Source organism: Serratia sp. SSNIH1 (genome assembly GCF_002935055.1).
In the GTDB taxonomy this organism is placed as follows: domain Bacteria; phylum Pseudomonadota; class Gammaproteobacteria; order Enterobacterales; family Enterobacteriaceae; genus Serratia; species Serratia nevei.
In genome coordinates, this window is record NZ_CP026383.1 from 4,079,782 (window position 1) to 4,094,639 (window position 14,858).

Annotated in this window: 11 protein-coding genes; 5 read left to right on the forward strand and 6 right to left on the reverse strand. The window is 57.5% G+C overall.

Going from position 1 to position 14,858, the window contains the following annotated elements:
• Window positions 1–55: 55 nt before the first annotated feature.
• Together osmE and C3F38_RS19710 are read right to left on the reverse strand one after the other, a co-directional pair.
• Window positions 56–385 (reverse strand): osmotically-inducible lipoprotein OsmE, encoded by a 330-nt coding sequence (gene osmE / locus C3F38_RS19705; protein WP_025303630.1) that lies wholly within the window; start codon window positions 383–385, stop codon window positions 56–58.
• Between the two features lie 127 nt (window positions 386–512).
• On the reverse strand, window positions 513–980 hold the full coding sequence (locus C3F38_RS19710; protein ID WP_025303631.1) for a nuclear transport factor 2 family protein: 468 nt from the start codon (window positions 978–980) through the stop codon (window positions 513–515).
• Window positions 981–1,087: 107 nt separating this feature from the next.
• Between C3F38_RS19710 and C3F38_RS19715 the strand changes: the two genes are divergently transcribed.
• Window positions 1,088–1,666 carry a TetR/AcrR family transcriptional regulator gene (locus tag C3F38_RS19715; RefSeq protein WP_055317192.1) on the forward strand — a complete coding sequence of 193 codons (579 nt, stop codon included), beginning with the start codon at window positions 1,088–1,090 and terminating at the stop codon, window positions 1,664–1,666.
• Here the strand turns inward: C3F38_RS19715 and C3F38_RS19720 are convergent.
• Together C3F38_RS19720 and ompC are read right to left on the reverse strand one after the other, a co-directional pair.
• Window positions 1,660–2,076 (reverse strand): VOC family protein, encoded by a 417-nt coding sequence (locus C3F38_RS19720; protein WP_047730203.1) that lies wholly within the window; start codon window positions 2,074–2,076, stop codon window positions 1,660–1,662. The two genes, C3F38_RS19715 and C3F38_RS19720, sit on opposite strands and share 7 nt — an antisense overlap.
• 149 nt (window positions 2,077–2,225) lie before the next feature.
• Window positions 2,226–3,356, reverse strand: coding sequence for a porin OmpC (gene ompC, locus C3F38_RS19725; protein ID WP_038876356.1), 1,131 nt, complete (start codon window positions 3,354–3,356; stop codon window positions 2,226–2,228).
• Window positions 3,357–4,054: 698 nt separating this feature from the next.
• Here ompC and C3F38_RS19730 point away from each other — a divergent pair.
• Genes C3F38_RS19730 through rcsB form a run of 4 tightly spaced genes read left to right on the forward strand, consistent with a single transcriptional unit; the run spans window position 4,055 to window position 9,034 of the window.
• Window positions 4,055–4,459 carry a DUF4186 domain-containing protein gene (locus C3F38_RS19730; RefSeq protein ID WP_047730872.1) on the forward strand — a complete coding sequence of 135 codons (405 nt, stop codon included), beginning with the start codon at window positions 4,055–4,057 and terminating at the stop codon, window positions 4,457–4,459.
• A gap of 54 nt (window positions 4,460–4,513) precedes the next feature.
• Window positions 4,514–5,668 (forward strand): MFS transporter, encoded by a 1,155-nt coding sequence (locus tag C3F38_RS19735; protein ID WP_047730202.1) that lies wholly within the window; start codon window positions 4,514–4,516, stop codon window positions 5,666–5,668.
• 20 nt (window positions 5,669–5,688) lie between these two features.
• Complete coding sequence (rcsD, locus tag C3F38_RS19740) at window positions 5,689–8,391, forward strand: phosphotransferase RcsD (protein ID WP_055317191.1); 2,703 nt, start codon at window positions 5,689–5,691, stop codon at window positions 8,389–8,391.
• Window positions 8,384–9,034, forward strand: a complete 651-nt coding sequence (gene rcsB / locus C3F38_RS19745; RefSeq protein ID WP_004935900.1) for a response regulator transcription factor RcsB — start codon at window positions 8,384–8,386, stop codon at window positions 9,032–9,034. The genes rcsD and rcsB overlap by 8 nt, the downstream gene beginning before the upstream one ends.
• A gap of 61 nt (window positions 9,035–9,095) precedes the next feature.
• Here the strand turns inward: rcsB and rcsC are convergent, their stop codons facing one another.
• On the reverse strand, window positions 9,096–11,957 hold the full coding sequence (rcsC, locus tag C3F38_RS19750; protein WP_038883664.1) for a two-component system sensor histidine kinase RcsC: 2,862 nt from the start codon (window positions 11,955–11,957) through the stop codon (window positions 9,096–9,098).
• Window positions 11,958–12,124: 167 nt separating this feature from the next.
• Window positions 12,125–14,767: a DNA topoisomerase (ATP-hydrolyzing) subunit A gene (gene gyrA / locus C3F38_RS19755; protein ID WP_103767478.1), complete on the reverse strand. Its 2,643-nt coding sequence runs from the start codon at window positions 14,765–14,767 to the stop codon at window positions 12,125–12,127.
• Window positions 14,768–14,858 lie beyond the last annotated feature (91 nt).

Genomic DNA, 14,858 nt, shown 5'->3' on the forward strand with positions numbered 1-14,858 from the left:
TTAAAAAATGAAAAGCCCCGCGCAAGCGAGGCTTTTTGGGTCGGCCGAAACGCGATTATTTCGGCTGAGAATCGTAGTCTGAACAGGTTTGATAGCCCTTGTTCATGACATGGCCCGTGTCGTTGTAGCTGACAAAGTACGTTTGCACTTTGCCGTCGCGCGGCGCCACCGCATAGGTGTCGCAAGTGCCCTGCGCATGAACCAGCGTGGCGGTGGTCGACGGCGGACCCGCGATAGCCCGCACCTGTTGCTTGGTCATCCCTACTTTGACATCGCTGACCACCGGCTCATTGACATAGCTGGCTGCACGATCATAGGTGGTACAGCCGGCAAGAATGGAAAATACCGCCGCAGTGCCGACGGCCAAAACCAACTTCTTCGTCATAGCTTGTCCTCTTGGAGTGCGTTTGTTGTCCCCTAAGTCTAGAAGTGGAAAGGCTTTTCTACAAATTCACCTTTGTCGATCGGTGCGCTTTTTCTCACTAGCGGCCATCGCGGGCGCGACGTCAGATTCAAAAACCGAAATCGCTCAGGGCCGGGACATCGTCCGGGCGCCGGCCGAGCGGCCAATGAAAACGCCGATCCTGTTCGCGGATCGGCATGTCGTTGATGCAAGCATGGCGGTTGATCATCAGCCCCTCCTGATTGAACTCCCAGTTTTCGTTGCCGAAACTGCGATACCAGTTGCCGGAATCGTCGCGCCATTCATAGGCGAAACGCACCGCGATGCGCGCGCCATCAAACGCCCACAGTTCCTTAATTAGCCGATACTCCAACTCTTTCGCCCATTTGCGTTGTAAAAAACCGACCACCGCTGCGCGGCCGTCGACAAACTCCGCGCGGTTACGCCAATGAGTATCGAGGGAATATACCTGCGATACGCGTTCGGGATCGCGACTGTTCCAGGCATCCTCCGCCAGCCGCACCTTCTCGATGGCGGATTCGCGGGTAAAAGGCGGCAATGGGGGTTTAATGCTCATGTTCATCTCCTGAGTGAAGGCATGTAGACAACTCTGTCTACAATATTACGCTAGCGCATGTAGACAGAGTTGTCTACAATCAGTCGGAAATAGCCCAGGAGAAAATGATGACCGCCGATCTCAACGCCTTGCCCGCCCGCCAGCGCATCCTGCTGACGGCGCACGATCTGTTTTATCAGGAGGGGATCCGCGCCACCGGCATCGATCGCATCATCAAGGAATCTGGCGTAACCAAGGTGACGTTTTACCGCCATTTTCCCAGCAAGAACGACTTGATTACGGCGTTTTTGGCCTATCGCCACCAGCAGTGGCTAGCTTGGTTCAGCACAGCGTTGGCCAGGCATGTGGCGCAAACCGGCGGGTTGCTGGCGGCGCTGGCGCCCTGCCTGGCGGAATGGTTCGACGATCCGCGCTTTCGTGGCTGCGCGTTTATCAATACGGCGGTGGAACTTGCCGACCTGCTGCCGGAAAGCCTGCACATCGCCAGCCAGCATAAGCGACAAATGGCGGACGAGCTGGCACGTCACCTGCCCGCCGGCCCACAGCGGGAACAGCACTCAGCGATGTTGGCAATGCTGATCGACGGCGCCATCGTCAGAGTGCAGATAGAGCGGCAACCGCAGGCCGCGCTGCAGGTGCTGAATGCCACGTTGGACATGTTGGCGCAAGGCGGGTTCGATCAGTAATTGGCCCAAATGCCCGGCGTCACCAACTCCAGCAGATGAGCGTCGGGATCGCGAAAATAAATGCTCTCTCCGCCGTGTTCCCAGCGCATCCGCCCCTCTATCTCCACGCCGTTGGCCATCAGATGCCGTTCCCAATGCGGCAGTTGGTCTTTCGCTACCGCCAGCCCGATATGCGCCGGCCCCACGCCATCGTGCGCGGGAATAAACCCGGTCGGATAGTGCGCCCCGCGCAGCGAATCGCCCTCAATAAACAGCAACAATACGCTTCGATCGCCGACGTTATAGGCGCGAAACCGTTCGTTGGCGACCATCGCCGGCAGTTGCAGCACCTCTCGATAAAAAGCGTCCGCGCGTTCAATATCGCTGACGTACAGCACCGTTTCGATCACCTTGTCGATCTTGAGTTCCATATCACCTCCGCTCTGTTTGCTGTTCTGACAGCGTAGGCCCAGCGGGGGAGATCCGAAGCGCTTCCCGTGCCGACAACGGATCAATCCGTGCTTTACAGGCAAAAAAAACGCGGCCCGAAGGCCGCGCGATGACGTTCACACTGAGGTGCTTAGAACTGGTAAACCAGGCCCACGGCCACCACGTTGTCGGTGTTGATACCGGCAGCTTGGGTGAAGTCGTTGTTATCCAGCAGGTTGATTTTGTAGTCAACATAGGTGGACATGTTTTTGTTGAAGAAGTAGGTCGCACCCAGGTCGACGAATTTGACCAGATCTTCATCACCGTAGTCCTTGCCGTTACCGGCGCGGCCCAGATCCTTACCTTTGGTTTGGTTATAACCCACGAACGGACGCAGACCGAAGTCGAACTGGTAGTGCGCGTAGGCTTCGAAGCTCTGCGCCTTGTTGGCGTAACCGAAAGCATCGCTGGTAGAGCTACCGAAGCGCGCCGCGTTGTAGGACTGGGTGAACATCACGGCCAGGTAGGTGTCGTTGGCGTCATATTTCAGGCCACCGGAGTAACCTTCCGCCTTGTCGCCGCGGCCCATGATGTTTTGATAGCCGCCACCGCCGTTCTGCTCGCTGGTACGACGAGAGTTGAAGAAGGCACCGGCGGCACTGATGCCGTAACCCATGTCATAGCTCATCGACATGCCGTAGCCTTCACCGTTTTGGCCCAGGACATCACGGCCGTTGTTGGTCTCTTCAGCGCTGCCGTTCTTACCCTGATACTGCAGGGCGAAGTTCAGGCCGTCAACCAAACCGAAGAAGCCGTTGTTACGGTAGGTTGCCAGGCCGCTGGAGCGCTGGAACATGAACTGGTCAGCGCCGTAGGTCGAGCCGTCGAACTCAGGCTGCAAGTCGGTGTAAGCCGCGACGTCGTACAGCACGCCGGTGTTACGACCATAGTCGAAGGAACCGTAGTCGCCGAATTTCAGACCGGCGAAGCCGTAACGGGTGAAGTTCTTGTTGTCCTGGTTTTCAGCATGGTTCAGGTTGGCCTGATATTCCCACTGGCCGTAACCGGTCAGCTGATCGCTGATTTGCGTTTCGCCACGCAGGCCAAAACGCATATAAGACTGATCGCCGTCCGCGCCATCATTGCTGGAGAAATAGTGAAGACCGTCGACTTTACCGTACAAATCCAGTTTATTACCGTCTTTGTTGTAGATTTCCGCCGCGCCTGCTGTGCCTGCAACCAGCAGTGCGGGTACCATCAGAGAGAGTACTCGAAGTTTCATCGTTATTATCCTCGTTAATTATGTCGAGCTACGGCCACTGCCCTTTTCGAGCATTATTAGCACGACTGTGCATTACCATTCTGGTAACAAGGGTTATATTAATCCAGAAAGAAAATGATACCAAGTATCCGATAGTGTTTCATTGTAATTAATAAAGGTTTCAAAATGTAAATACGCGCGAACTTTCACAAAACCTTACAGACAAACAAAATAAAGCACTTAAAGACAAAGAATAGATTAACTGATAAAAAATCATGTAGTTATACATATCTTTAAGAAAAAAAAGGCAACCATACAATTAGGCCGGGCAATAAGCACATTGTGCCAAAACGCTGTCCGCACGCAGCCGCTATAATCACCTCGCTATCATCATTATTTTCATTATTACCTTCATTATCCGAAGATAATTTCAGCATTCCTTTAACCGGCTTCTGGCCGGTTTTTTATTTCCCCCCACACTCTCCTCACAATTTCAGTTCGTACAAATAGCAAGCAAATAAATAACCTCATGATATAGTTTCACTAATTCACCTCCGCACTAATTGCTAATCTTTTCTGTTATTTTAGTCTATAAATTGAGCTTGCTTTTCATTTCGTGCTTTATCCCGTCCGTTATTTCTCGCCGCAGGCATAATTAGCCGCGGAGTTTCACTTCTGATAGCCTGAAAAAAAGCTCACCCTCAGCGAGTAAAGTTATGATGCCCTTTCAACCCGACGTGCTGTGGCAGCGGCTGCAAAGCTCCCCCTTCCGCGCCCGTTTCCGTTTAAATGCCAAAGACCAAACCTACCTCGACGACAAGGGATTGCCGCTGATCCTCAGCCATGCCCGCGATTTCATCGACCGTCGCCTGGCCGCCGCCCATCCTAAAAATGACGGTAAGCAAACGCCGATGCGCGGCCACCCGGTGTTTGTCGCCCAACACGCCACCGCCACCTGCTGCCGCGGCTGCCTGGAAAAGTGGCACGGCATACCGCAGGGTATCGCGCTCGACCAACGGCAAAAGGCGTATATAGTCCAGGCGATCGCCCTGTGGCTGGTGCGCAGAGGCGGTGCCAGAGAGGAACCAAACGCGAATCTTTTCGACCCGGATCGCGGATTGTGATAAAAACTGTCAGTAACTTTCGCCACTCTTTTGACCCAAGATCCTGACGCTTACATGACAGCCACCTTGTGCAATGAACAGCAAACGCCCGGCGTTCCTCAACAGATCGCCACCCGCCTGGCCTTTTTCGTCGCCGGTCTTGGCATGGCCGCCTGGGCGCCGCTGGTGCCCTTCGCCAAAACGCGCATCGGTATCGATGACGGCTCGCTCGGCCTGTTGCTGCTCTGTATCGGTGCCGGTTCCATGCTGGCGATGCCGCTGACCGGTTTCCTGACCGGCAAACTGGGCTGCCGCGCAGTGATCCTGATGGCGGGGCTCGGGTTATGTATCGATCTGCCGCTGCTGGCGCTGATGGATTCCCTCGGCGGCATGGCCGTGGCGCTGCTGCTGTTCGGGGCGGCGATCGGCATGATCGACGTGGCGATGAACGTTCAGGCGGTGATCGTCGAACGCGCCAGCGGCAAGGCGATGATGTCCGGTTTTCACGGTTTCTTCAGCATCGGCGGCATTGCCGGCGCCGGTGGCGTCAGCGCGCTGCTGTGGCTGGGCCTGACGCCGCTGCAATCCACCCTGCTTACCGTACTGGCGGTGATAGTGCTGCTGGCACTCGCCAGCCGCCATCTGCTGCGTGAGAGCGGCGCCGACGACGGCGGGCCGATGTTCGTCTTGCCGCGCGGCTGGGTGATGTTCATCGGCATCCTGTGCTTTATCATGTTTCTGGCGGAAGGATCGATGCTCGACTGGAGCGCGCTGTTCCTCACCACGCTGCGCGGCGTCGAGCATAGCCAGGCCGGCCTGGGCTATGCGCTGTTTTCCATCACCATGACGCTCGGCCGGCTCAATGGCGATCGGGTGGTGAACTCGCTGGGCCGCTACCGGGTGCTGCTGCTGGGCAGCCTGTGCGCCGCACTCGGTCTGAGCCTGGCCATCGCCTTCAATCACGCCACCGTGTCGCTGGTCGGTTTCATGCTGGTCGGCCTGGGCGCCTCGAACGTCGTGCCGATCCTGTTCAGCGCGGCGGGCAACCAGCGCGACATGCCGGCCAATTTGGCGATCGCCTCCGTCACCACCGTCGGCTATGCCGGTATTCTGGCCGGCCCGGCGCTGATCGGCTTTATCGCTCAGTTTTCCAGTCTGACGGTGGCTTTCGCCTGCGTAGCCGCCCTGCTGTTGGCGGTAACCGCCAGCGCCAAGGCCGTCACTCGCTGATTCAGGAATGCGCAGCCACTATGCAAAATAAACAACTGACCATCAGCTCCAGCAACATTACCCGCTGCTTCCTGCTGTTTATCGTGCTGCTGACGATCGGCATTGGCCTGTATGGTTACAACTACACCAACGCCTGGCTGGCGGAAAAGAAGTACACGCTGAACAGCATTGCCGGTTCGCTGCAAAAGCGTATCGATACCTACCGCTATATGACCTACCAGGTCTATGACAAATTCGGCAATGCGCCGGCACAGAACAGCGATCCCGGTTTGCAGGAAACCCGCCTGCGGCCCGACGTCTATTATGTCGAAAAGCCGCACAAGAAAACCGACGCGGTGATCTTCGGCAGCCATGACGAGAACACGCTGGCAATGATCGCCAACATCTCGGACTACCTGGACACCCGCTGGGGTGCCAAGACCGAGAACTACACCATGTATTACCTCAATGGCCAGGACAACAGCCTCAGTCTGATCACCACCCAGCCGCTCAAAGAGCTGGCTTCACGCTTTCGAGAGAGCTACCTGACCACCTCGGCGGACGAACGCCGCGCCGAGATGCTGCAACAGGCCAACATGCTCGACGAGCGCGAGAGCTTTTCCGATCTGCGCAAGCAGCGTTTCCAGAACGCCTATTCGTTCTCGATTCGCACCACCTTTAATCAGCCGGGACATCTGGCGACGGTGATCGCCTTCGACTTGCCGATCAACGACATCATTCCGGCCAATCTGGCCCGCGCCAATTTCCTGCTGCTGCCGGACGATGTCGATCTCGACGACAGCGCCATCCCGGCGGAAACGGCTCTCGGTACCCATGCGACGATGAGCGGTGGTTGGGTCGAGTTCAGCGCCGCCCTGCCCAATGCGCCGCTGAAGGTGGTGTATCGCGTTTCGGCCATCAATCTGGCCATCGATCTGCTGCGCAACAACATCTGGCTGATCGCGATCAACCTGCTGCTGCTGGCGCTGTCGATGCTGAGCATCTATTTTATCCGCCGCCAGTACATTCGCCCGAGCGAAAACATGGCGGTGGAGCTGGAAGCCGAGCGCGCGCTGAATCAGGAGATCGTCTCCAGCCTGCCTTCCGGCCTGCTGGTCTACAGCTTCGCCAACAATACGGTGATCGCCAGCAACAAAATCGCCGAACACCTGCTGCCGCACCTCAGCCTGCAAAAAATCGCCCATATGGCCGAACAGCATCACGGGGTGATCCAGGCGACGGTCAACAATGAAGTGTATGAAATCCGTATCTTCCGCAGCCAGCTGTCGCCGGACACCTACCTGTTCCTGATGCACGATCAGGATAAAGAGGTGATGGTGAACAAGCGGCTGCAGCAGGCGCGGCGCGAATACGACAAGAACGTTCAGGCACGCAAGCTGATGCTGCACAACCTGGGCATCGAGCTCAATCAGCCGGTACGCCAGATGCACGATCTGGTCGAGCGTCTGCGCGACCGGCCGGATGAGCAGCAGCAGCAGGCACTGCTGGGCCAGTTGACCGCGGAGTCGGCTTCGGTGCTGGGTTTGATCGATAACATTACCCTGCTGACCCGGCTGGAAACCCAGGACTGGCAGCCTACGCGCGAACCGTTCAACCCAGCGGCAATGGTCGACGAGTTGCTGCTGGAGGCCCTGCCTGCCCTCAATCAGAAGGGGCTGGCGCTGTTCAAACATTTCCAGCTGGACGTCGAGCAGAACTATATCGGCGACGCCAACGCGCTTCGCAAAGTGATCGCGCTGCTGGTGCATTACGCCATTATCACCACCGCCTGCGGCAAGATTTCGCTGGTTGTCGACCATGAGCCCGAGCACCCGGATCGCCTGATTTTCCAAATCAACGACACCGGCTCCGGCATCTCCAACGAAGAGATCAGCAACCTCAACTATCCCTTCCTCAGCCAGACGCTGGTGGACCGCTTCAACCACGGTTCCGGGCTCACCTTCTTCCTGTGCAACCAGCTGTGCAAAAAGCTTAATGGCCAGTTGGACATTCGCAGCAAGGTGGATATCGGCACTCGCTATACCATTCGCGTCGCCATGGAGATGGAGAAAAAAGAGCCGCAGGAGCAGGAAAAGCTGCTCGACGGCGTCACCGCCCTGCTGGACGTCACGTCGGATGAGGTGCGCGGCATCGTGACCCGCCTGCTGCAGGCCTACGGCGCCGACTGCCTTGTCGCCGAAGATCGCGCGGTCAACCGCGATTATGACGTGCTGCTGACCGATAACCCACAACGCGCCGATGACTACACCCTGTTGTTGGCGACCGATGAGCCGGGCTGGCAAGCGCTGGATAAACGCTACATTCGGGTGAACTATAATCTGAACGGCGCATTAATCGACGCCGTGATGATGCTGATCGAACAGCAAATGGCCGCGCTGGAACAGGAAGAAAGCCCTCTTTCATTGAGTTCAGAAGATATCCAACTCTATGAAAAACAATTGAAATCAAGTGATTACTATGGGCTGTTTGTCGATACAGTACCCGACGATGTCAAAAAACTGTATACTGAGGCGGGCAGCAGTGATTTCAATGCGCTGTCACAAACCGCACACCGCCTTAAAGGCGTGTTTGCCATGTTAAATCTGCTTCCCGGCAAGCAGCTGTGCGAATCGTTAGAACAGCGCATCGCAGAAGGTGATGCGCCCGAGATCGAGAATAACATCAGTCAGATTGATTTTTTCGTCAGCAGACTGCTGAAGCAAGGTAGCCAACAACATGAATAACCTGAACGTAATTATTGCTGATGACCATCCTATCGTACTGTTTGGCATCCGGAAGTCACTTGAGCAAATTGAATGGGTGAATGTCGTTGGGGAGTTCGAAGACTCAACCGCACTGATCAACAATCTGTCCAAGCTGGACGCCAACGTGCTGATCACCGATCTGTCGATGCCGGGTGACAAGTATGGCGACGGCATCACGCTGATTAAATACATCAAGCGCCACTATCCGCAGTTGTCGATCATCGTGCTGACCATGAACAATAACCCGGCGATCCTGAGCGCGGTATTGGATCTGGATATCGAAGGCATCGTGCTGAAACAAGGCGCGCCGACCGATCTGCCGAAGGCGCTGGCCGCCCTGCAGAAAGGCAAGAAATTCACGCCGGAAAGCGTCTCTAAACTGCTGGAGAAGATCAGCGCCAGCGGCTATGGCGACAAACGCCTGTCGCCGAAAGAGAGCGAAGTGCTGCGCCTGTTCGCCGAAGGTTTCCTGGTGACCGAAATCGCCAAGAAACTCAACCGCAGCATCAAAACCATCAGCAGCCAGAAGAAATCGGCGATGATGAAGCTGGGCGTCGAGAACGACATCGCCCTGCTAAACTACCTCTCCTCCGTCAGCATGACGCCGTTGGACAAAGACTAAAGCCCGCCTCGCGGCAGGTTAGCACCAAACAGGCACGGCACTCGCCGTGCCTGTTTGCTTTTCAAGCCTCGCTGCGGCTGTAGCGTACCCGTTGGCTGTAGTAAGCCAGCGTCTGTTCCAGCGTCTCCAGCGTGACCGGTTTCGACAGGCAGTTATCCATACCCGCCTCGAGGCAGCGCTGCTTCTCTTCCGCCAGCGCATTCGCCGTCACGCCGATCACCGGCGCGCTGAACTGCATCTGTCGCAGTTCCTGCGTCAGGCGATAGCCGTCCATATTCGGCATATTGACGTCAGTCAGCACAATATCGACGTGGTGCTGTTTCAGCACGCCGAGCGCGTCGACGCCGTCGTTGGCGGTCACCACCTGATACCCCAGCGATCCCAGCTGATCGGACAGCAGGCGACGGTTGATCGGATGATCGTCAACCACCAGCAGATGAATATCGCCGTTGTCCGCCGCGCTGGCCTTGGCGGGCACCGGCAGCTGCACCAGCGCCTCTGCCGCGCCGCTGCCGACGCCGAACAACCGGTTGAGCAAGCTTAGCGTTTCTCGCGGCGTGGAGGTGCTGTGCATCCAATAACCCGGCCGGGTTTCCAGCGATGGGCCGATATGTTCGGTAGAGAATTGGATCTGAGCCAGCAGCGGCGTGTCCAGCATCAGCGGATGATCGCTGAGCATCACCTCTCCGGCGGCGGTCTCTTGGCCGTCATAGCGCTGGATATCGGCGCCGTACCCCCCCAGAATCGCCATCAGGTAACTTTCCAGCCGCTGATTGCGGATATCCAGCCACAGCCGACGGCCCTGCCAGGTATCGCTGGCCTGCGGGATGGGGAACTGAGCGTTGAACAGCGGAATGCGGATGCTGAACAAGCTGCCCAGACCCGGTTCGGACTCGACGGCGATATCGCCGTCCATCAGGTTGATCAGTTTCTCACAGATAGCCAACCCCAGGCCGGTTCCCTGGAAATGGCGCTGCACGCCGGTGCCCACCTGGAAGAACGGATCGAACAGGCGCGAAATTTCCTTCTCCGGAATACCGACGCCGGTATCGCGTACGCTGAACTCCAGATAGCTGCCGCGGGTGCAGACCTGCAGCACGATACAGCCGGTATCGGTGAACTTGATGGCGTTGTTCACCAGGTTGGAGAGCACCTGCTGCAGCCGCACCGGATCGCCGAAAATGCGCTCCGGCACGTTCTGTTCGATAAAGCAGTACAGCCCCAGACGTTTCTTAACCACCAGCGGCAAATAGTTGCCGGCGATATGGGTGATCACCTCCAGGCAGGAGAACTCGCGCGGTTCTATCTTCAGCTGCTCGGACTCGATTTTGGAGAAATCGAGAATATCGCTGATGATTTTCAGCAGCAGGCCGGAAGAGTTGTTCATCGCATTGACCAGCCGATCGACCCCCTGCGGCAGCGCCTTGGTTTGCAGCAAATCGAGGTTGCCGATAATGCCGTACAGCGGCGTGCGCAGCTCATGGCTGACGGTGGCCAGGAACATCGATTTGGACTGGCTGGCCTGCTCCGCCGCCGCCGCCATCTCCTGCAGCGACTCTTCCATCTTCACGCGGGCGCTGACGTCCACCAGCACGCAAATCGCCACATCTTCGTTACGGTAGCGCGAGTGGACAAAGCTGATCTGCAGGTTGTTGTTGTTGCTGGTCATCACATCGACGAAATTCGCCTGCTGTTCGCAAATGATGCGCGTAATGCGATCGCGATCTTCGTGGGTCAACAGGTTGATGTAGTTGTGCGCCAGTTCGTTACTCAGGATATTGGTGCCGTCGCTGATGCGCAGGATACAGATGCCCACCGGTGCCGAAGCGACGATCTTGCGGTTGAACTGCTCGTGCTCTTCCAGGCGAAAGGCGTTGTCCTCCGCCGGCAGGAACATTTTACGCTCAAACAGCCACGCCAGCGTGAACAGCACGATGGCCGACAGCAGGTTCAACAACAGCGCGTTGAGGATCAGCATTTTGAAACGTTCTACTACGCTTTTCACCGGCAGCGCATAGACGATGCTCAGCGAAGAAGGCGGCAGCACTTTCTTCAGGATCAGATCGCGATAATTGTCGACATAGCCGAAGTAGGCGTGCTCTGCGGGATAGCTGTTGAGCGAAGCGGCATAGCGATCGCCGTCCGCCAGGCGCAGCACCGGCTCGTTGTTCTCATCCAGCAGCGTGACGCCGATCGGCAGGTTGCCGGCGGTAACGAAATCCTCCAGCCGAACGGTCTGTTCGATGCCCAGCAGCGCCTCCAGCTTGTTGCCGATATAAATCGGCGTCAGCACATACAGATAGCCGACGTCCGGCCGCTGCGCGCTGGGGCTGATCCAATACAGGTTGTTGTCTTTGTCCAGATTCTTGGCGTTGCGGTATTTCAGAATGCGCTCGTGCAGCGACTTCAGCACGTTTTCCCGATTGGCGCTCGCGTTGCCGCCGCCGAACTCCGCCATACACAGGCTGTCGCCGCCGATGAAGAACACCCGGTTGAGATCGTAGGCCGCCACGAAGTTCTCTTTCCAATACTGGATCAGGCCGCTCAGCGAATCGAGCGAACTGCGGTAGGTGGTGCTCAGCGTGCAGTTGGACTCCGGATACAGCGGAAAGAATTGCGGCGGGCTGCCCTTGCCGGGAAACACGCCGCTGAACATGTCAAGGCTGCTGACCGACCCGTTGAGACGGTTCTCCGCCATATACTTGATGTCGCGGATGATGTCGGCGGAATGGCGGATGTAGCCCTGCGCCTGATCGAAGTTGAGGTTGTAGTCCTGCCGGATATCCGACTCTTTCTGATGCAGGATATTCAGAATATAAAAGGTGGTGAGCAGCGCTCCCAACGACCACAGCAAAATCGCCAGCACCCGGAACAGATAGCGGGATATCTTCAGCGTAGTTCGAAAAGAGGCTAAGTATTTCAATCGGATACCATACGAAAGTCAGTGGCGGTGCACGCATTCGCCGGCGCGGCAGCCGGCGGCTCGGTGCGCCAATTAAACCATATAACTGAAAAAGGGCCTAGCATCGCTGCCAGGCCCTTCTGTCTCAGTGCATTAGGGTGTCGGCATGCCGACGCCCTCACCTTGCTTTAAACGTTGTCGTCGTCCATCGGCTCAGCCGCGTCGTCGCCATCGTCCAGCGGCGTGGTGTCTTCTTCCACCGCTTCCGCCCCCGGTTCCAGGCTGTCCAGCTCTTCGTCTTCCACCGGCTCGGCCACGCGCTGCAGGCCGACGACGTTTTCGTCTTCCGCCGTGCGGATCAGCGTCACGCCCTGGGTGTTACGGCCCACCACGCTGACTTCCGAAACGCGGGTACGCACCAGCGTACCGGCATCGGTGATCATCATGATCTGGTCGCTGGTTTCCACCTGTACGGCGCCGACCACCTGGCCGTTACGCTCGCTCACCTTGATGGAGATAACCCCCTGGGTGGCGCGTGACTTGGTCGGATATTCGGTCACGGCGGTGCGTTTACCGAAGCCGTTTTGCGTCACGGTCAGGATGTCGCCTTCACCGCGCGGCACGATCAGGGAGATCACGCTGTCGCCTTCGCCGAGGTTGATGCCGCGCACGCCGGTTGCGGTACGGCCCATCGAACGCACCTGCGTTTCCGGGAAGCGTACCACTTTACCGTTGGCGGAGAACAACATCACTTCATTGCTGCCGTCGGTCAGATCGACACCGATCAGTTCGTCGCCCTCGTTGAGGTTGACGGCGATGATGCCGGCGCTGCGCGGACGGCTAAACTCGGTCAGCGCGGTTTTCTTCACGGTACCGCTGGCGGTGGCCATGAACACGTGGCGCCCTTCTTCATACTCGCGCACCGGCAGGATAGCGGTGATACGCTCATCGGCTTCCAGCGGCAGCAGGTTGACGATTGGGCGACCGCGCGCGCCACGGCTGGCTTCAGGCAGTTGGTACACCTTCATCCAGTACAGGCGGCCACGGCTGGAGAAACACAGGATCGTATCGTGAGTGTTGGCCACCAGCAGGCGATCGATAAAGTCTTCTTCTTTAATACGCGCCGCAGATTTGCCTTTGCCGCCGCGGCGTTGAGCTTCATAGTCGGACAGCGGCTGATACTTCACGTAGCCCTGATGAGACAGGGTCACCACCACGTCTTCCTGGTTGATCAGGTCTTCGATGTTGATGTCGGAAGTATTGGCGGTGATCTCGGTGCGGCGGCCGTCGTTGTACAGCTCTTTGACTGCCACCAGCTCTTCGCGGATCACTTCCATCAGGCGCTCTGGGCTTTCCAGAATAAAGATCAGCTCGGCGATAAAGTTGAGCAGTTCTTTATATTCGTCCAGCAGCTTCTCGTGCTCCAGGCCGGTCAGTTTCTGCAGGCGCAGATCCAGAATCGCCTGAGCCTGCTGCTCGGTCAGGTAGTATTTGCCGTCGCGAATGCCGAACTCCGGCTCCAGCCACTCAGGGCGGGCGGCGTCGTCACCGGCGCGTTCCAGCATGGCGCTGACGTTGCCCAGATCCCACGGCTGCGCCACCAGCGCAACTTTCGCTTCGGCCGGGGTCGGCGCACGGCGAATCAGCTCGATGATCGGATCGATGTTGGCCAGCGCGATGGCCAGCGCTTCCAGAATATGGGCGCGGTCGCGGGCCTTGCGCAGTTCGAAGATGGTGCGGCGGGTAACCACTTCGCGGCGGTGACGCACGAAGGCTTCGAGGATGTCTTTCAGGTTCAGCAGCTTAGGCTGGCCCTGATGCAGCGCGACCATGTTGATGCCGAAGGTGACCTGCAGTTGCGTCAGCGCATACAGGTTGTTCAGCACCACTTCGCCGACCGCATCGCGTTTGACTTCGATCACGATGCGCATGCCGTCTTTATCGGACTCGTCGCGCAACGCGCTGATGCCTTCCACGCGCTTTTCTTTCACCAGCTCGGCGATCTTCTCGATCAGACGCGCCTTGTTCACCTGATACGGGATCTCGTGAACGATGATGGTTTCGCGCCCGGTCTTGGCGTCGGCTTCCACTTCCGCGCGCGCGCGCAGGTAGACTTTGCCGCGCCCGGTGCGGTAGGCCTCTTCAATGCCGCGGCGGCCGTTGATGATCGCCGCCGTCGGGAAGTCCGGACCCGGGATGTGTTCCATCAGCCCTTCGATGCTGATGTTTTCATCGTCGATATAGGCCAGGCAGCCGTTGACGACTTCTGTCAGGTTGTGCGGTGGAATATTGGTGGCCATGCCCACGGCGATGCCCGACGAGCCGTTGACCAGCAGGTTCGGGATCTTGGTCGGCATGACGGCCGGGATCTGCTCGGTGCCATCATAGTTAGGCACGAAGTCGACGGTTTCTTTTTCCAGGTCCGCCAACAGTTCGTGAGCAATCTTGGACATGCGCACTTCGGTATAACGCATTGCCGCGGCGGAGTCGCCGTCGACGGAACCGAAGTTACCCTGGCCGTCCACCAGCATGTAGCGCAGTGAAAACGGCTGGGCCATACGCACGATAGTGTCGTAAACCGCGCTGTCACCGTGTGGGTGATATTTACCGATCACGTCCCCGACGACACGGGCCGATTTCTTGTATGGTTTATTCCAGTCGTTACCCAGTACGCTCATCGCGTACAGAACGCGGCGGTGAACCGGCTTCAGTCCATCACGAACATCTGGCAGCGCACGTCCGACAATAACGGACATCGCATAATCCAGATACGAGTTTTTCAACTCGTCTTCGATGTTTACCGGTGTGATTTCTCTGGCAAGGTCGCTCATGGAGCTGCTATCCCTCTACTAATGATTCATCTGCCCGCTGCCATAGTGGCAAAGGTGTAAAACTATATCACAAAGCACGCTTTACGGGAAA